This window comes from Roseibium sp. (genome assembly GCF_965233565.1).
Classification (GTDB): Bacteria; Pseudomonadota; Alphaproteobacteria; order Rhizobiales; family Stappiaceae; genus Roseibium.
Map to the genome: position 1 here is coordinate 5,850,443 of NZ_OZ247494.1, position 16,080 is coordinate 5,866,522.

Here is a 16,080-nt window from a genome sequence, read left to right on the forward strand (position 1 = left end):
TCTTCTTGGTCCAGCGCTGTTCGTCAGCGCAGGATATCGCCAATGAAGTTCGCCGTCTCCTGCCAATCTCCGGTGAGCAGGTCGATGTGATCTTCCTGGCGCATGTTGGCCCGGAACCTTGCGTCGGCGATGAACTGGACCTGCACCGACGAGGGCAGGGATGCGTTGACGGAGCTGTGGTTGGTCGGGCTGTCGTCAATGAAGACGACCGGCTGAGCACGCTGCGCGGACAGTGCTGCAACCGCACCGCCCTTTGGGCCGGAGTTGGTCACCACTGGAAATGGCACGCCCAGGCTGGACAGAAGTTTTTCCCGTGCCGGTTTGTTGTGTCCCCCCGGCAGATTGGTCAGGAGTACAATGTCCCAGTCGGTGGAGAGCTCCTTCAGCGCCGTTTCAGCCCCTGGAACAATCTCCTGTTGATGACTGACTTCGTCGAAGAATGCGTGCAGGTGACGTTTTACATCGTCTGCGGACAGAGGGACATCATTGTCGTGAGGGCCGATATTGCCCGTAAGACGGTACTGGTGATTGAGAAAACGCAGGTTGCGTGCGTGCAGATAGGCCTCCAGATGAGCAATCATGTGAAGAATGACTTCATCGACATCGCAAATGATGAGCGGGCGGGAGGAGGTGGGCAGAGCGTGTATCTGTACCAGGACCTCCGGCAGCACCGGGGTCGGTTCAGGCATGATCGGGCTCTCCTCCGGCCAGGGCAAAACGTGCTGCTGCAATCATTGTCGGTCGAATTCCGGCATTTTCGCAGAAAGTAAGCAGAAGTGCCTCGTCGGCCATGTAGAACTCAAGAACTCCTGCAAGAAAACCGGATTCTCCGGCCGCATCGCGAATCATCTCCGGTCCAATTCCTGAAAAGGCAAGAAATCGGCCGATTTGCTCGGGTTCCCGGCTGAGTTGAAGCAGCGCTTCTGTGGCAATTCCTTGAGCTTCTTCAACGGACAATGACTTGCCTTGCATATTTTTCATTGTGTTTTTTTGCCTTTCTGAAACGATTCCGGGTTAGAAGAAACCTAATGTGGACCGGGGAAGGGTTCTACTGCAGGCTAAGCTCTGCAAAAAGATAAATGGGACCGGCAAGCCGCCGGGTGAAGGGCCGGACTTATGGCAAAATCGGTGTTGATCGTAGAAGACAACGAGCTGAACATGAAACTGTTTCATGATCTGCTCGAAGCGCACGGCTACAACACCTTGCAAACCCGGACCGGTATCGAGGCCCTGCGTCTTGCGCGTGAACACCATCCCGATCTGATCCTGATGGATATCCAATTGCCTGAAGTGTCCGGGCTGGAAGTGACCAAGTGGATCAAGGAAGACGAGGATATCTCGTCCATTCCGGTTATCGCGGTCACCGCCTTTGCCATGAAGGGTGATGAGGAACGCATTCGCCAGGGCGGCTGCGAAGCCTATATTTCCAAGCCAATTTCGGTGGCGAAGTTTCTCGAGACGGTGCGATCCTATCTCGGCGAGGCGTGAGCGTCGCACCGTTCAGCTCAATTTTCAGTCCAATATTTGTACAAGATTTCGAGCGCTAACCAGGGCTGAAGTCGCTTGTGTTGCGCAGAATCACTTGGCGGACCTTGGTGCGAGCTTCACATTAAGGTTACGGATTTACTAAAATCGCATTGTTTCTGTGTATATTTTATGGAAATTATTGCAATCGGGTTACAATAGGGTAGTGTGATCACAGGTTAGGAGTTTTCCTGATCGCCTCATTGACGAGGTCATAATTGACCTAACGTTAAGTTGGCAAAGTAGTTTCCCCTCGGAGTGCTCAGGTCCGCCGCATCTCCTGGGTCCGTGGGGCAGGTCGGCTGGGAACCGGCCGATGAGTGGCCTCCTCGAATGCCGTGTTCCCGCCGACCACTAATTCCTCCGCCGTAATTGTGCTTAGAAATCAACCGCTCGAGACGGCGTGCCCGGCGCTGTAAAGCGTGCCGGGCTTCGTTTGCCGGATAATGAGTTTTGCCGGTCGGCCAACAAAAAACCCGCCGTTGCCGGCGGGTTTTTGATGCAACTTTCAGAAAGCAAGATTACTTGATCTTGGCTTCCTTGAACTCGACGTGCTTCTTGGCAATCGGGTCGTATTTCTTTTTGACCATTTTCTCGGTCATCGTGCGGGAGTTCTTCTTGGTGACATAGAAGAAACCGGTATCCGCCGTGGAGAGCAGCTTGATTTTGATTGTTGTCGCCTTGGCCATGGCCGTGGTTCCTGTTCTTTGTTGTCGGGCAAAGAGTTCTTGTGGCCAGATGGGCTGGCGAGGAATCTGCCCCAATGTCTGAAATCAGCGCGCAAACTACTCATCGTGGCGCGAAAGTCAAGCGATTGCTGGTGCTCGTCAGTTAAAAAGTCATGCACCTTCCGCGGCTGCGCTCCTGGGCGATCTGCAACAACAGGCTACGCGAAACACCGGTTCCGAAGTTCAGCTGGAACTGGGCCTGCGGCAGGCAACCGCCTTGATTTCGATGACGGCACCTTCGCGGACAAATCCGGCGACTTCAATGGCCGTCCAGGCCGGGTAGGGTTCGCGCACATAGTCAGCACGGACGGACTTGAACAGGGCAAGATGATCCCGCAGTCCAACGTGATACGTGGTCATTTCAACAAGCGCGCTGTAGTCCAGTCCCGCTTCTTCCAGAACCAGACCGATCTTGCGGAAAGCGTTGCGCATCTGTTTTTCCGGATCGGTGGACAGGGTGCCGTCGGCATCCGCGCCTGTGAAACCGGTCAGGAACAGAAAGTCGCCGCAGGCCAGTCCAGGCGACATCTTCCAGTCGCTGTAAAAGCTCTCCAGCTCGTCCGGGACGATGGCGGTCTTTTCCATGTGTGACCCTTTTCAGGAATACAGCGGGCAGGGCGCCTGGGGCAGGCGTTCATGGCGAGATCAGAGCGTTTCTCTGACAAAGCCGCCCTTGCGGAAGAAGTAATAGGGAACAGACGGTGCCGGTGTCAGCTCAGGATCGGCCGCCAGACGCTCTTCCAGATCTCCCAGGATCTTTGTGGTGATCATGGGCAGTTCCTTTGCCCGCGCCTCTTCAAATGTGAGCCAGGCACAGTCTTCCAGTTCGCCGGAGGGGCCATGGCCTTCGGGTAACCTGTCTGCAATTGAATCCGCCCAGACGGCGAGAAAACGGGTATCGAACCGCCTCGGGCGCCGCGGCGGGGTGATCGCTCTTGCGATCATGCGCAGGCCGCCGAGATCGGGTTGGACGTGCCGCTCGGCAAAGGCTTCGAACCCGGCGCCAAGACGAAGGGGAGCGGCCTCGGTCTTGCGCCCGATGAAGAGGCCCGCCTCCTCATAGGTTTCACGAATGGCTGCCAGGGCGAGCGCACGGACCCGCGCCGCCGACTTGGCGTTTTTCAGATCCTTGAACAGTCTGGATTCCACATCCGGATGATAAGGCAGCACATTGGCGATACGGGAGTCGCCCGGATCCACCCGGCCACCTGGAAACACGAATTTGCCGGGCATGAAGGTGTGGCGCATATGGCGCCGGCCCATCAAGAGGCGGACCGTTCCCTTGTCATCCCGGTCGAGAATGAGCAGCGTCGCTGCATCCTTCGGGCGAATATAGGGATAGTCGCCCGCTTTCTCGTCTTTCGCCAGTTGCTTCTCAAAGGTGCCGGTCATGTGGTCCTTTCAGACGGTGTCGGAGCCGGTGGCGGCAGGTCGTCTTCCGCATCCGGATCGAAGCCGTGCATGTAGAGCGCCCATTGCAGCCCCACCAGGGCTCCCTTGATCGGTCGCATCAGACCCAACGACAGGATCAGGGTCAGCGGTATCCAGATCGACATATGGATCCAGAGCTCCGGGCGCCACAGGACCTCGACGATCAAAAGGCCGGGGATCACGATATGGCCGACAATGGTGATGGTGAAATAGGGCGGCGCGTCATCAGCGCGGTGATGGTGAAACTCTTCACCGCATTTGGCACAGGCATGGCGGGTTGTCAGGAAGCCGTCGAAGACCTGGCCTTCGCCGCAGTTCATACAGCGGTTCCGGGAACCGCGCAGCATGGCGGGAATGATCTTGCGCTTCGGCTTTTCCGCAGGCGGTTCGGGAGCCTGCATCGTCTCGTGCATATCGTAACGGACCGTCACGAAGTCCTCCTTCGACCCTTGTTCTTCGAGGAGGAGGTGTTGCGTTTGCCTTTCGGCGGACCGCGACGGGCCTTCGGGGCGCCCTTGCGAATGCGTTTGCCGGCAATCCGCCCGTGGCTGAGCAGTTCAAAGGTCAACGCGCCTGCAAAGGGGGCCGCTTCCACAAGCCGGACCTCCACTTGATCGCCAAGTTGGTGGGTCTCGCCGGATTTGTCACCTACCAGGGCATGCGACCCTTCGTCATAGCGATAGTAGTCAAGGCCGATGGTGGACGCCGGCACGAAGCCGTCTGCCCCGGTCTCTTCCAGCCGCACGAACAGACCGGACTTTACCACGCCGGCGATGCGCCCCTGGAAGGTCGCACCGATCTGGTCGCTCATCCACAGCGCAATCAGCCGGTCGATCGTATCGCGTTCGGCCAGCATCGCACGGCGCTCAGCACCCGAGATTTCCGCGCCAATGGCTTCCAGCTTGCTTTCGATGCCATCCGGCAGACCGTCATTGCCCAATCCGAGCGCCGAGATCAGACCCCGGTGCACGATCAGGTCGGCATAACGGCGTATCGGGGAGGTGAAATGGGCGTAGCGCCGCAGGTTGAGGCCGAAATGGCCGATATTCTGCGGGGCATATTCCGCCTGCGCCTGGCTGCGCAGCACGACTTCATTGACGAGATGGGCCTGCGGGCTGTCCTTGACCTTGGCCAGAATGCCGTTGAAGGCGGACGGTCTGAGACCGCCCGAGGAGGGCAGTTTCATGTTCAGCGTCGACAGGAAGTCTTTCAGGCTTTCCAGTTTTTCCGGCGTGGAGGCGTCATGGATCCGGTAGAGCAGGGGTGTTTTCTTCTGCTCCAGCGTTTGCGCCGCCGCAACATTCGCCTGGATCATGAATTCTTCGATCAGCTTGTGCGCGTCCAGCCGCTCCGGCACATAGACGTGATCGACAGTACCGTCTTCCTTCAGCTTGATCTTGCGCTCCGGCAGGTCGAGTTCCAGCGGTTCGCGGGCATCGCGCCCTTTCTGGAGCACCGCATAGGCAGCCCAGAGCGGCTTCAGGATGCCGTCGAGGATCGTTTCGGTCTTCTCGTCGGTGACGCCGTCAATTGCCTTTTGCGCCTGCAGGTAGGAGAGTTTTGCGGCCGAGCGCATTAGCACGCGATGAAACGTGTGACCGGTCTTGCGGCCGGTCTTGTCGAAGATCATGCGCACAGCAAGCGCGGGCTTGCCTTCCTTTTCCCTGAGCGAACACAGCTGGTTGGAGATCCGCTCCGGCAGCATCGGGATCACCCGGTCCGGGAAATAGACCGAATTGCCGCGCAGGTTGGCCTCGCGGTCCATCGGTGAGCCCGGTGTCACGTAGTGTGCGACGTCGGCAATGGCGACATAGACAATGTGCCCGCCTTCGTTCTGCGGGTCTTCATCCGGTTCCGCATAGACGGCGTCGTCGTGGTCCTTGGCATCAGGCGGGTCGATGGTGATCAGCGGAACCTGGCGCCAGTCCTCACGCTTGCCGAGCTTTTCAACCGGTTTTGCCGCTTCGGCCTGTGCTTCGACGGCTGCCGGGAAAACATGCGGGATGCCATGCGACTGAAGTGCGATTTCAGAAACGGCCTTCTCGGAGTTCATCGAGCCGAAACGCTCGACAATCGACGCGCGCGGATGGCCATACCGGCCGGAACGGCTGACCTGGACACTTACCAGGTCCCCATCGTCCGCTTCCTTCATCTCGGCCGGGTCAACATCCAGTTCGCGCTGCTTCCTGTCGATCGGTTCGAGATAGGGCGGGCGGTTGCCGTCCCGTTTTCTCAAGATGCCGAGAATAGCGCCCTGACGCTTTTCCAGGACACGAATAACACGGGCCACATGGTCAGCTTCCGGTCCGGTTTCAGCCTCCGTCAGCCGGATCAGCGCCCGGTCGCCGAGACCGGGCTGGGTGGCCTTGGTCTTGCCGGTCAGAACAAGGATCTTGGGTGGGTCGCCGGCCTCGTCGTCCCAGTCAACGGGCGTGCCCAGCAATTCGCCATCGCGATCACGGGCCGCCAGATGAGCGACAAAAACCGGTGGCAGGTCGCCGGGCCGGATCATGCGCTTGTTGCGCTTTTCGATCAGGCCGTCATCGGCAAGGTCCTTGAGCATCTTCTTCAGATGAATGCGCGCGCCGCCGATTATCCCGAAATGCCGGGCAATCTCGCGCTTGCCGGCGCGGCCCGGATTGTCGGCGACAAAAGCAAGAATATCCTCTCGCGAGGGCATCTCACCTGGAACCTTGGCGTGTTTACGATTGCTGTGTTTGCGCGGCTTTATCCGTTTTGCGCTCAAGTGGCATCATCCCAGGGCACCTCTTCGGACGACGTATCCACCTTGGTCTTGGCGGTCTTCTTGGCGGTCGTCTTTTTGGCTGCCGTCTTTTTTGTGGCCGGCTTGTCTTCACCGTTGGCCGATTTCTTGGCTGCTGTCTTCTTTGCTGCAGGCTTCTTGGCCGCGGCTTTCTTCTTGGTGCCACCCTTGGCGGCCTTGGCAGCGATCAGCTCCAGCGCCTGTTCCAGCGTGACCGCCTTCGGGTCGCTGTCCTTGGGCAAGGTCGCATTGATCTTGCCGTGTTTGACGTAAGGACCGTAACGACCGTCATAGACATTGACCGGTCCGCCCTCATCCGGATGTTCGCCAAGCTCCTTCAGCGGTGTTGCAGCCGCACCGCGCCGGCCGCCCCCTTTGGCCCGCTTTTCCGCCAGCGCGTCGACGGCACGGTTGATGCCGACCGAGAAAACCTCGTCCGGGGAGGACAGGTTGGCATAGGTGCCTTCATGCAGAACGAATGGTCCGTAGCGGCCGATACCGGCCGTGATCATCTTGCCGTCTTCGGGGTGCGGTCCGACCTCGCGCGGCAGCGAAAGAAGCTGCAGGGCCTTGTCCAGGTCCATGTCGGCAGCCGACCAACCCTTGGGAAGAGAAGACCGTTTCGGCTTGGCTTCTTCGCCGAGCTGAACATAGGGACCAAACCGGCCGTTGCGCAGGGAAACATCCAGGCCGCTCCCCGGATCCTGTCCGAGCACTTTCGGGCCGTCGTCCGCACCGCCGTCCTCGCCGCTCGGCTTGCCGAGTTGGCGGGTATATCCGCATTCCGGATAGTTGGAGCAGCCGATGAAGGCGCCCCATCGGCTGACTTTCAGGGACAGCTGGCCACTGTCGCAGGACGGGCATTTGCGGGCGTCGGAGCCATCTTCCTTCGGCGGGAAAATATGCGGACCCAGGAGCTCGTTGAGCGCGTCGATGACTTCCGCGACCCGCAGGTCCTTGATTTCGTCGACGGCACCGGAAAAGCCGGTCCAGAAATCGCGCAGCACGTCCAGCCAGGACAATTCGCCGGCGGAAATCTTGTCGAGCTGTTCTTCCAGGCTGGCGGTAAAGTCGAATTCGACATAGCGCTGGAAGAAACTTTCCAGGAAGGCGATGACGATGCGGCCCTTGTCCAGCGGAACGAGCTGTTTCTTGTCGAGTTCAACATAGTCGCGGTCGCGCAGGGTCTGCAGCGTAGAGGCGTAGGTGGAAGGCCGGCCGATGCCGAGCTCTTCCATTTTTTTCACCAGGCTGGCTTCGGTGTAGCGCGGCGGCGGCGTGGTGAAATGCTGACTGGATTCGATCGGGTCCGACTTGCCGTCAACGGATGCAGCGGTCAAAGCCGCACCCTGATCCACCGCAGGCAAGCGCTTGGAACTCTCATCTTCCTCGTCGTCGCGGCCTTCCTGGTAGAGCGCCAGGAAACCGTCGAACCGAACGACCGAGCCGGTCGCACGCAGATTGGCGCGTTTGCCGGACCCGTCAGCGAGGATTTCGATCGTCGTGCGTTCCAGAACCGCAGATTCCATCTGCGAGGCCATGGTCCGCTTCCAGATCAGCTCATAGAGTTTCGCCTGGTCGGGATCGAGGAAGCGGGCAACGTCCTTCGGGCGACGGGACAGATCGGTCGGCCGGATGGCTTCGTGCGCCTCCTGGGCGTTTTTCGCCTTTGACGAATAGGCGCGCGGCTTTTCCGGAACGTAGTTGTCACCGAAGTCCTGTGCAATGACGGAACGCGCGGCCGCAACGGCTTCGCCAGCGATCTGGACACCATCGGTACGCATATAGGTGATGAGGCCGGAGGTTTCGCCACCGATGGCGATGCCCTCATAGAGCTTCTGTGCGACCTGCATGGTGCGCGACGCGGCAAAGCCGAGCTTGCGGGAGGCTTCCTGCTGCAAGGTCGATGTGGTGAACGGCGCCGCCGGATTGCGTCTGGCAGGTTTGGAAGCAACACTGTCGACCTTGAAGCTGGCGCTTTCCAGCATGGTCTTGATGGTTGTTGCCTGGGCTTCGTTCTTGACGTCGAGGCGGCCGATCTTCTGGCCGTCGAAACCGGTCAGACCGGCCTGGAACATGTCCCCGGCCGGCGTCTTCATGTTGGCAAAGATCGACCAGTATTCCTGAGGTGTGAAGGTCTCGATCTCCATTTCCCGGTCGCAAATCAGACGCAGCGCCACGGATTGCACGCGGCCGGCGGACCGGGCACCCGGCAGTTTGCGCCAGAGCACGGGCGAGAGCGTGAAGCCCACGAGGTAATCCAGGGCGCGGCGCGCCAGATAGGCATCAACCAGGGGCGCATCCAGCTGACGCGGATTGTCCATCGCCTCCAGGATCGCCTTCTTGGTGATCGCGTTGAACACGACCCGTTCAACCTGCTTGTCCTTCAGGACGCGTTTCTTCTGCAGGACTTCCAGCACGTGCCAGGAAATGGCTTCCCCTTCGCGGTCGGGGTCAGTCGCGAGAATGAGACGGTCGGCTTCCTTCACCGCATTGGCGATTTCTGTCAGCCGCTTCTGGGACTTGCTGTCCACCTGCCAGCTCATCGCAAAATCGTCGTCGGGCTTGACCGATCCGTCCTTGGGCGGCAGATCGCGCACGTGCCCGTAAGAGGCCAGGACCGTATAGTCGGAGCCGAGATATTTGTTGATCGTCTTGGCTTTCGCCGGCGATTCCACAATGACGACGTTCATTCTTACCCAAATAATTTTTGCCGGAAACGGAGCCCCCGCCCGGTGGAGAAGGTGATCTTAGCGATGATCAGATGGCGCAGACGATCACGGATCAGGCGCCGCCTGTCAAATGGACCTTTGCAGCATCCGGGTCAAGCTGTTCGCTCCAGATACCGGTTATCCACTGAGAAACAAGTTAAAACTGTCCTTCAATAAAGAGCGGAGATTTTGTTGCCGGCATGCCGCTCAATCCGTCCGGCAAGCTCCAGTTCCAGCAAAACGATGTGGACGGAGCGCGCATCGCCATCGCTGAAGCGGATCAGTTCGTCAAGTTCGACCGGGGTTGGTCCGAGGGCTTGCAGGATCTGGTCGCGGTATTTCTGATCCGGATCCGACAAAGTGTTCGCGTTCGTTGAAGCCTCTTCTCCGAGCAAGCTCGATGGATCCCTCCGGAGCAGCGGCAACTCCGGTTCAAGGCGGTCCGACAGGGCCTCCAGCACATCTGTTGCCGAAGTGACCAGCATGGCCCCTTGCCGGATCAGGCCATTGGCGCCTTCCGAGCGTGGATCAAGCGGAGATCCGGGGACAGCGAAGATCTCCCTGTTCTGTTCCAGGGCGTAACGAGCCGTGTGCAGGGACCCGGAGGCCTTGGCAGCTTCAATCACGACCACGCCGAGAGAAACACCGGAGATCAGGCGGTTGCGCCGCGGGAAATCGCGGCCACGGGGTTTCAGCCCGAAAGGCATTTCACTGATGGCCGCGCCGCCCGCATCGACAAGGCTTTTCAGCAGCCGGTCGTGCTCGGGCGGATAAAGGACATCAATGCCTCCGGCAAAAACGGCAATAGTGCCGGTCTGGATCGCTGCCTCATGGGCGGCTGCATCGATCCCGCGCGCCAGTCCCGAGGCAACGGCAAATCCTTCCCCGCCCAGTCCTCTTGCAAAAAGGGAGGCCAGCTTGCGTCCCGAAAGAGAGGCATTGCGTGCGCCGACGATTCCAATCATACGCTCTCTGGAAAGCGCCGCGCCGCCCAGCACCGACAAAAGTGGCGGAGGTGCATCGATGTGTTTCAGATGTTGCGGATAATCCGGCTCATCCAAGGCAACAAGCCGGGCACCGAAGCGACTATGCGCCTCAAGTTCCGCTTCGGCGGCTTCTGGGCGGCAGATCCGGTAGCTTTTCCGGCCGCCACGCCGGGAGAGTTCCGGCAATCGGTTGAGCGCTTCCCGTGCGCTTCCGCAATGGGACAGAAGGTCGACGAAGGTTCTGGGGCCAATGTTTTCCGACCGTATTAGCCGAAGCCAATCGATCCGTTCCGCCTCCGAGAGGCTGTTTGTTTTATCGTTTGCCGGGCTGCTCAAGCGCTCCCGTCACCCGGAGGGCTTGCAGCCTCCGGAGCCGGTTTGGACTTCGCGCCGATCTTGCTTTCCTGGCCTCGCAACAACCGGCCGATGTTCTCGTGATGCTTGACCCAGGCCAGCAGGGTGAGGAGCGCAAACATTTCAGCCATCTGGAACTGGTGGAAGGCGAACCAGAGCAGAATTGGTGTCAGCAGGGTCATCGTCAGGGCGGAGAGAGAGGAATACCGGAAGACGGCAGCCATCACGATCCAGATCGCGGCCGCGATCAGGAACATCGGCCAATAAAGCCCGAGCAGAATACCGAGATAGGTGGCGACCCCTTTTCCACCTTTGAACTTCAGCCAGATGGGGAAGAGGTGCCCGAGAAAGGCGCCGAGACCCGCAACGATTGCCATGTCCTGACCATAGGCGTAGCCGACGATCAGGATCGCGACCGTGCCCTTGAGGCCATCTCCCAGCAAAGTCGCGAGCGCAACGGACTTTTTGCCTGTCCGCAACACATTGGTGGTGCCGATATTGCCGGATCCGATCTTGCGAATATCTCCGAGCCCGGCCATGCGGGTAAAGATCAGGCCAAACGGGATAGAGCCCAGCAGGTAGCCGAAGGCAATCGCCGCAAGATAGTAGGGCCAGGCGAATTCCCAGCTGATCGGGTCAGGCAACCTCAGGCACTCCGGTAACATTTGTAAAATTTGCCATGGCAATGTACCGGCATGGGCGCATGGATCAAGAGCGGCGGCAGGTGTTTTCCCTTTCTTTGAAAATGCCGGCGGGCGAAAGAGCCGGCAGCTTCACCTGGACAGCTTGTATTTCTCCGCCTCGACGACGAGCGACCCGAAGGGCAGGGAAATGCTGGCTCTCAGGGGCACGAGAAAGGGTTTGTCGCCGACGGGCGCGAGCCAGACTTCCATGGACTTGTTGGCGGCCAGCTGCTGAATGGTTTTTCGCTTGGGCCGATGTCCCGCGACAGGTTCATAGCGAACACTGCACACCAGCACGTCTCCCTTGAACCGGCCGTCAGCGGTCCGCGCGGAGCGGCGGGACTTGTATCGCATATGGACGTCGTAACGCTCCTTGCCGTCATAGATGCGCAACGTTCTGTTGCAGCTATCTTTTGCAAGACCCTTGGGGGCCGGCAGCAGTGCGGCGCTCAAGGGGTCGACGACGTCCTTGAGATGCGCGGAGGTGACCTTGATCCGCTCCTTCATCCGGTCCTGGGGCGGGTTGACCGCAACCTTGTCGACCTTGCCGGCCTTCATGTTCAGGGCAACCGTGCCGGTCTCATCCTCGCTCTTGAGGTCAAGCGCGTAACTGGCCGGGGCCAGCGACAGGTTTTTGACCTTGCCGCTGGATTTGACAGCTCCCTTGCCATCGGACACCAGCTTGCCGAAAGCCGCGGTCTCTCCGTTGGCGCTGAGAGAGTAACTATCTTCGTCAGCATCCAGATTAAGGACACCGGAGCCGATCGGCAGGCTCAGCGCATAGAGTTTGTATTTCATGTAAAGGTCGGCGGCCGCGGCCGGGGTTGCCAGCAGGGACACCATCAAGGGCAAAATGAAAATCGAACGCATCTGGTTCATCCGCATTGTTCAAACACCCGACAGCTTGGCGACAATTGTGGCGCCAAGCAGGTCGGGATCGAAAAAAGAGTGCGAATGATCCGGGGGGACCCGCCTTTAACTATGAGAATAAACGGTCCTGCCGGCCACAACGGTACGCAGGACCCGGCCGGAGAACCTTGCATCTTCAAAAGGTGAATTCTTCGACCGGGAACGGATGGCGCTCTTTTCCAGGACCCAGGGCCGGTCAAGGTCAAAAACGGTGACATCCGCCGGAGCCCCCTTGGCAAGCCGGCCGGTTTCAAGCCCCAGCCGGTCCGCCGGACGGCAGGTCATCGTTGCAAGAAGCGTTACAAGGTCAACCTGCTCGGAGTGATACAGCCGAAGCGCGGCCGCCAGCAGTGTTTCCAGTCCGATCGCGCCGTCTTCGGCTTCGGCCCAGGGGTGGCGTTTGGTTTCCACGTCCTGTGGGTCATGGTTGGAACAGATGATGTCGATCGTGCCGTCGGCGACAGCGGCGATCATCGCCTGACGGTCGTCTTCATCGCGCAGCGGCGGCGACATCTTGAAGAAGGTGCGATAGGCCCCGATGTCGTTCTCGTTGTGGGTCAGGTGGTTGATCGAGACCCCGGCGGTTATGTCGAGACCTTTTGCCTTGCCGGCGCGCACCACATCAGCGCTGTCGGAGGTCGAGATCAAGTTCGCATGGTACTTGCCTTTCGACATGGCCACCAGGCGGAGGTCCCGCTCCAGCATGATGATTTCAGCTTCCCGCGGCACGCCTGACAGGCCCTTCCAGCTGGCATTCAGGCCGGCATTCATGACCCCGCCGGCAAGATCCGGGTCTTCAGTGTGGTGGATGACCAGCGCATCAAAATCCCGCGCATAGGTCATCATACGCCGCATCACCTGGGCGTTTTTGACGGACCTGTGGCCATTGGTGAAGGCACCGGCACCGGCCTCCTTCAAAAGGCCGATCTCGCTCATCTCGTTGCCCTGCAGCCCCTTGGTCAAGGCCGCAAGCGGCAGGACGTTGACGCTTGCCGTGTCGCGGGCGCGCCGAAGGATGAAATCCACAAGAGCAGGATCGTCGATCACCGGATCGGTGTCCGGCATGGTGCAGATCGTGGTGATGCCGCCAGCGGCCGCAGCATCGGATGCGCTGGCAAGCGTCTCGCGATGTTCGGCGCCGGGTTCACCGACGGAGACACAGAAATCGATCAGGCCAGGGCAGGCGATAGCCCCCTTGCAGTCGACGATTTCCGCGCCGTAGGGGGCGCCCTGATTGGCCGCTTCAGGCCCTGCCGCGAGGATGGTGCCATCGGCAATGATCACCGATCCGGGGGCATCCAGGCCGCGTGCCGGATCGATCACTCTGGCGTTGGAAAGGACCAGAGGTTTGGGTGTGTCGAGTGCCACGTTTTCTATCCTCTGGTCGGTCAGTTGTTCGGCAGGTTTGCGGCAAGTGCTTCGAGAACCGCCATGCGGACGGCAACCCCCATTTCCACCTGTTCGCGGATCAGGCTTTGGGCGCCATCCGCAATCGATGCGTCGATCTCGACCCCGCGGTTCATGGGCCCCGGGTGCATGACCAGTGCGTCGTCCTTGGCGTATGAGAGCTTCTCCGCGTCGAGGCCGAAATAGCGGTAATACTCGCGCACCGAGGGCACGAAGGCGCCGTTCATGCGTTCGCGCTGAAGCCGCAGCATCATGACAATGTCTGCGCCCTTCAGCCCCTCGCGCATGTCGTTGAAAACCTCGGCGCCCATCTGGCCAATGCCCGAGGGCAGCAGCGTTGAGGGCGCAATGACCCGGACACGTGCGCCTAGCGCGTTGAGCAGGATGATGTTTGAGCGGGCAACGCGAGAATGTGCAATGTCGCCGCAGATCGCGACCGTCAGGCGGGCGATCTTGCCCTTGTGGCGCCGGATGGTCAGCGCATCGAGCAGGGCCTGTGTCGGGTGTTCATGCGGCCCGTCACCGGCATTGACCACCGAGCAGCTGACTTTCCGCGCGAGCAGATGAACTGCGCCGGCAGCGTGATGGCGCACCACAAGGAGGTCGGGGTGCATCGCATTCAGTGTCGCCGCCGTGTCAATCAGGGTCTCGCCCTTTTTGACGGAGGACTGGGACACGGCCATGTTCATGACATCCGCCCCGAGCCGCTTTCCGGCCAGCTCGAAGGAGCTTTGGGTGCGGGTGGAATTTTCAAAGAAGAGATTGATCTGGGTCCGGCCGGCCAGCACATGCTTGCGCTTGTGCACCTGGCGCGAAACTTCGACGGCCTCTTCGGCCCGGTCCAAAAGGCCCAGAATTTCGTGGGGGTGAAGGCCCTCAATGCCCAGCAAATGTCGATGGGGATAGGGGCTGTCTCGATGGGGGTCTGTCGCGGTCATCGAGACCATTCCTATAGGGGGAATCGGATCGTTTCACAAGACGCGAAATGGCGTCATGCCCGCAGTCCACACCTGGGCTAAATATTTGAGCAACTGGACAAAAAATGACTGAGCTTCGTCAACGCTCTGTCAAACGAAAGCGGCGCCCCGAGAGGCGCCGCACAGGAAGGTCCCGCAACCCTTCCCGGAAAGGATCAGGCGCGGATCTCCGCCAGCACCTTGTCGTAATAGTCGCAAAGGTCCTGGACATTGCCGGTGGTCTGCAGCTTGGCAGCTTCCGTCTGCATCTCCTGGGTGATCTCCTGGAAACGGGTCGGGTCCTTCTGGGCAAAGGACTGAAGTTCCGTTGCAACGTCGAGTGCCTTCTGCTGGACGCTCTCGATGGTGCAGGCATCGGCCAGCGCTGGAACGGTGAAGCCGAGCATCAGTGCAAAGGCAAGCAGTGTCTTTTTCATATTTGGTCCTTGTCAGAAATTCAGTGACTGAAAACGGCATTATTGTTTCGCCGGTAACGGTCCTTCGACAACTGACAATCGCTTATGTCTCTGAAATTGCTGACACTATCTGCCACGAGCTGGACGCAAGACAGGCGTTCTGCGTCTCCGGGCGGGTCTCGGCAAAGGGCTTAAACTGCTGCGTCGGGTAACCAGCTCCTGCCAAAGACTTGTGGAACGCACGATCTCAGGTGAAAACCAAAAGCGCGAGCGGAATCGTTACTGTGGCCGCCAGCGTCTGCAAGGTGATGATTTCGGCCATCAGCTTGGCGTCGCCGCCCATCTGCCGGGCCAGCAGATAGGAGTTGCTGGCGCAGGGCACGGCGCTTGCGATGATCATCACCGCGAGGGCGGGGCCGGTGACGCCAAAAAGGCTGCCGAAGCCGAAAGCCAGCAACGGCATGAAGACGGGACGAAGAAACGTTCCCATGGTCAGGGCCGGGCCCGGGCGGCGCAGTGAACTCAGATCCAGTCCCGCTCCGACGCAGATGATGCCGATGGGCAGAGCTGCCCTGGAAAAGATCTCCAGCGTATCGTCGATCATCGCGGGCAGGGCGAGACCGCTTACATTCCAGACAACACCCGCGGCGATCGAAAGGATAAAGGGGTTGGTGTAGAGATCTCGCGCGATCTTGGTGCTGCTCGGCGCAGTGCCGCTGGCATAGCGCGACAGCACCAGGATACTGGCGATATTCAGAACCGGGATCAGGAACACCATGGCAACGGCGAGCATTGCCAGTCCCGTGTCGCCGGCAACATTGTCGGCGATCGCCAGAGCGATCATGGCATTCCAGCGCAATGTGCCTTGAAAGATCGAGGTGTAACGGGTCGGGCCGATGCCCCAGATCTTCTCGATTGTGGTTCTGGCCGCCAGCAGGACGAGCGCCATCACCGAAATGGAAGCCAGCAGACCGCCGCCCATGTTGAGGGTCGGAAAACTGGAGAAATCCGCCAGTGCGATCGTGCGAAACAGAACGGCGGGGAACAATGCGTAAAAGGCCAGTTGCTCCACGCCCCGCCATTGTTCGCCGGTGATCAGGCCGGTGCGGGCAATCAGGTAACCGGAGGCGATGACAAGGATCACCGGTACGAGGGCGGACAGGGTCGTCAGCATGAACGGACTTTCGCGTTTGATGGAAACCAAACGTCTG

The 16,080-nt window shown here is 59.7% G+C and carries 16 protein-coding genes; 1 reads left to right on the forward strand and 15 read right to left on the reverse strand.

Going from position 1 to position 16,080, the window contains the following annotated elements; translation table 11 throughout:
• Positions 1 to 23 precede the first annotated feature (23 nt).
• Entirely contained in the window at positions 24 to 689 is a 666-nt protein-coding gene (locus ACO6TG_RS26670; protein WP_422375977.1) for a hypothetical protein, read from the reverse strand.
• On the reverse strand, positions 682 to 981 hold the full coding sequence (locus ACO6TG_RS26675) for a DUF3572 domain-containing protein (protein WP_422375978.1): 300 nt from the start codon (positions 979 to 981) through the stop codon (positions 682 to 684). The genes ACO6TG_RS26670 and ACO6TG_RS26675 overlap by 8 nt, the downstream gene beginning before the upstream one ends.
• A gap of 135 nt (positions 982 to 1,116) precedes the next feature.
• On the opposite strand from ACO6TG_RS26675, the gene ACO6TG_RS26680 reads away from it, so the two are divergent.
• Positions 1,117 to 1,488, forward strand: a complete 372-nt coding sequence (locus ACO6TG_RS26680; protein WP_094070345.1) for a response regulator — start codon at positions 1,117 to 1,119, stop codon at positions 1,486 to 1,488.
• A gap of 557 nt (positions 1,489 to 2,045) precedes the next feature.
• Here ACO6TG_RS26680 and rpmG read toward each other — a convergent pair.
• The 13 genes from rpmG to ACO6TG_RS26745 form a co-directional block, all read right to left on the reverse strand.
• Positions 2,046 to 2,213 (reverse strand): 50S ribosomal protein L33, encoded by a 168-nt coding sequence (rpmG, locus tag ACO6TG_RS26685; protein WP_094070346.1) that lies wholly within the window; start codon positions 2,211 to 2,213, stop codon positions 2,046 to 2,048.
• Positions 2,214 to 2,435: 222 nt separating this feature from the next.
• Complete coding sequence (locus ACO6TG_RS26690; RefSeq protein ID WP_422375979.1) at positions 2,436 to 2,837, reverse strand: RidA family protein; 402 nt, start codon at positions 2,835 to 2,837, stop codon at positions 2,436 to 2,438.
• A 60-nt stretch (positions 2,838 to 2,897) separates the two neighbouring features.
• Positions 2,898 to 3,644, reverse strand: coding sequence for an NUDIX hydrolase (locus tag ACO6TG_RS26695; protein ID WP_422375980.1), 747 nt, complete (start codon positions 3,642 to 3,644; stop codon positions 2,898 to 2,900).
• Positions 3,641 to 4,114 carry a DUF983 domain-containing protein gene (locus ACO6TG_RS26700; protein ID WP_422375981.1) on the reverse strand — a complete coding sequence of 158 codons (474 nt, stop codon included), beginning with the start codon at positions 4,112 to 4,114 and terminating at the stop codon, positions 3,641 to 3,643. Before ACO6TG_RS26700 ends, ACO6TG_RS26695 begins: the two co-directional genes overlap by 4 nt.
• The gene (rnr, locus tag ACO6TG_RS26705) at positions 4,111 to 6,363 is read right to left on the reverse strand and encodes a ribonuclease R (RefSeq protein WP_422378957.1); all 2,253 of its coding nucleotides are present in this window, start codon (positions 6,361 to 6,363) and stop codon (positions 4,111 to 4,113) included. The genes ACO6TG_RS26700 and rnr overlap by 4 nt, the downstream gene beginning before the upstream one ends.
• A 62-nt stretch (positions 6,364 to 6,425) precedes the next feature.
• A complete protein-coding gene (gene topA, locus ACO6TG_RS26710; protein ID WP_422375982.1) occupies positions 6,426 to 9,140 on the reverse strand; it encodes a type I DNA topoisomerase in 2,715 nt (904 codons plus the stop codon).
• A gap of 188 nt (positions 9,141 to 9,328) precedes the next feature.
• Positions 9,329 to 10,480 carry a DNA-processing protein DprA gene (gene dprA / locus ACO6TG_RS26715; protein WP_422375983.1) on the reverse strand — a complete coding sequence of 384 codons (1,152 nt, stop codon included), beginning with the start codon at positions 10,478 to 10,480 and terminating at the stop codon, positions 9,329 to 9,331.
• The gene (gene plsY / locus ACO6TG_RS26720; protein WP_422375984.1) at positions 10,477 to 11,142 is read right to left on the reverse strand and encodes a glycerol-3-phosphate 1-O-acyltransferase PlsY; all 666 of its coding nucleotides are present in this window, start codon (positions 11,140 to 11,142) and stop codon (positions 10,477 to 10,479) included. Before plsY ends, dprA begins: the two co-directional genes overlap by 4 nt.
• A 129-nt stretch (positions 11,143 to 11,271) precedes the next feature.
• Positions 11,272 to 12,051 carry a DUF3108 domain-containing protein gene (locus tag ACO6TG_RS26725; RefSeq protein WP_422375985.1) on the reverse strand — a complete coding sequence of 260 codons (780 nt, stop codon included), beginning with the start codon at positions 12,049 to 12,051 and terminating at the stop codon, positions 11,272 to 11,274.
• Positions 12,052 to 12,156: 105 nt separating this feature from the next.
• The gene (locus tag ACO6TG_RS26730) at positions 12,157 to 13,458 is read right to left on the reverse strand and encodes a dihydroorotase (RefSeq protein ID WP_422375986.1); all 1,302 of its coding nucleotides are present in this window, start codon (positions 13,456 to 13,458) and stop codon (positions 12,157 to 12,159) included.
• A 20-nt stretch (positions 13,459 to 13,478) separates the two neighbouring features.
• The gene (locus ACO6TG_RS26735; RefSeq protein WP_422375987.1) at positions 13,479 to 14,435 is read right to left on the reverse strand and encodes an aspartate carbamoyltransferase catalytic subunit; all 957 of its coding nucleotides are present in this window, start codon (positions 14,433 to 14,435) and stop codon (positions 13,479 to 13,481) included.
• Between the two features lie 194 nt (positions 14,436 to 14,629).
• Positions 14,630 to 14,890, reverse strand: coding sequence for a hypothetical protein (locus ACO6TG_RS26740; RefSeq protein WP_422375988.1), 261 nt, complete (start codon positions 14,888 to 14,890; stop codon positions 14,630 to 14,632).
• A 226-nt stretch (positions 14,891 to 15,116) separates the two neighbouring features.
• A complete protein-coding gene (locus ACO6TG_RS26745; RefSeq protein ID WP_422375989.1) occupies positions 15,117 to 16,043 on the reverse strand; it encodes an AEC family transporter in 927 nt (308 codons plus the stop codon).
• Between the last annotated feature and the right edge of the window lie 37 nt (positions 16,044 to 16,080).

Excerpts from the sequence above, each read along its gene's own strand:
- ACO6TG_RS26670 (WP_422375977.1), bottom strand. The coding sequence starts at position 689 with ATGCCTGAACCGACCCCGGTGCTGCCGGAGGTCCTGGTACAGATACAC.
- ACO6TG_RS26675 (WP_422375978.1), bottom strand. The coding sequence starts at position 981 with ATGAAAAATATGCAAGGCAAGTCATTGTCCGTTGAAGAAGCTCAAGGA.
- ACO6TG_RS26680 (WP_094070345.1), top strand. The coding sequence starts at position 1,117 with ATGGCAAAATCGGTGTTGATCGTAGAAGACAACGAGCTGAACATGAAA.
- rpmG (WP_094070346.1), bottom strand. The coding sequence starts at position 2,213 with ATGGCCAAGGCGACAACAATCAAAATCAAGCTGCTCTCCACGGCGGAT.
- ACO6TG_RS26690 (WP_422375979.1), bottom strand. The coding sequence starts at position 2,837 with ATGGAAAAGACCGCCATCGTCCCGGACGAGCTGGAGAGCTTTTACAGC.
- ACO6TG_RS26695 (WP_422375980.1), bottom strand. The coding sequence starts at position 3,644 with ATGACCGGCACCTTTGAGAAGCAACTGGCGAAAGACGAGAAAGCGGGC.
- rnr (WP_422378957.1), bottom strand. The coding sequence starts at position 6,363 with ATGCCCTCGCGAGAGGATATTCTTGCTTTTGTCGCCGACAATCCGGGC.
- topA (WP_422375982.1), bottom strand. The coding sequence starts at position 9,140 with ATGAACGTCGTCATTGTGGAATCGCCGGCGAAAGCCAAGACGATCAAC.
- ACO6TG_RS26725 (WP_422375985.1), bottom strand. The coding sequence starts at position 12,051 with ATGCGTTCGATTTTCATTTTGCCCTTGATGGTGTCCCTGCTGGCAACC.
- ACO6TG_RS26735 (WP_422375987.1), bottom strand. The coding sequence starts at position 14,435 with ATGACCGCGACAGACCCCCATCGAGACAGCCCCTATCCCCATCGACAT.
- ACO6TG_RS26740 (WP_422375988.1), bottom strand. The coding sequence starts at position 14,890 with ATGAAAAAGACACTGCTTGCCTTTGCACTGATGCTCGGCTTCACCGTT.
- ACO6TG_RS26745 (WP_422375989.1), bottom strand. The coding sequence starts at position 16,043 with ATGCTGACGACCCTGTCCGCCCTCGTACCGGTGATCCTTGTCATCGCC.